The sequence below is a fragment of the Mycobacterium kyogaense genome, assembly GCF_003254575.1.
GTDB classification, from domain to species: Bacteria; Actinomycetota; Actinomycetes; order Mycobacteriales; family Mycobacteriaceae; genus Mycobacterium; species Mycobacterium kyogaense.
Window position 1 is genome coordinate 1 of sequence record NZ_QJUA01000111.1, and the last position, 508, is coordinate 508.

Below are 508 nucleotides of genomic sequence, written 5' to 3' on the forward strand. Positions count from 1 at the left end.
CGAAACGACCTTACCCGGCTACCACGAGAACGTCCGTGGCGCCGACTACTACCAACCCCCGCAACAGGAGCTGTTCGATGATGCCGCAACACACCCTGAATCAACTGCACCAGCTACGCCTGGACGGCATGGCCCGCGCCCTGGAAGAGCAATGGACGCTGCCGGCCAGCCACAGCCTGAGCTTCGATGAACGCCTCGGCCTACTGCTCGACCGCGAACTGGCCTGGCGTGACAACCAGCGCCTGGTACGGCTGCGCAAGAAGGCCAAGCTCAAGTACGCCAACGCCTGCCTGGAAGATCTCGACCGCCGCTCCGGACGCGCCCTGGACGAGCGTCTGATCGCCACCCTGGCCAGTGGCGACTGGATCCGCCAGCAGCACAACCTGCTGCTGACCGGCCCGACCGGTGCCGGCAAAACCTGGCTGGCCTGCGCCCTGGGCAACCAGGCCTGCCGCCAGGGCTATAGCACCCTGTACCTGCGCACCCCGCGCCTGCTGGAACAACTGCG

2 pseudogenes are annotated in these 508 nt (G+C 66.5%); both read left to right on the plus strand.

Annotated elements, in window-relative coordinates:
- Nucleotides 1-190: pseudogene (locus tag DMB80_RS28765) on the plus strand (IS21 family transposase); the annotation flags it as partial.
- A pseudogene (istB, locus tag DMB80_RS27795) lies at nucleotides 129-508 on the plus strand (IS21-like element IS1474 family helper ATPase IstB); the annotation flags it as partial. The pseudogenes DMB80_RS28765 and istB, both read left to right, overlap by 62 nt.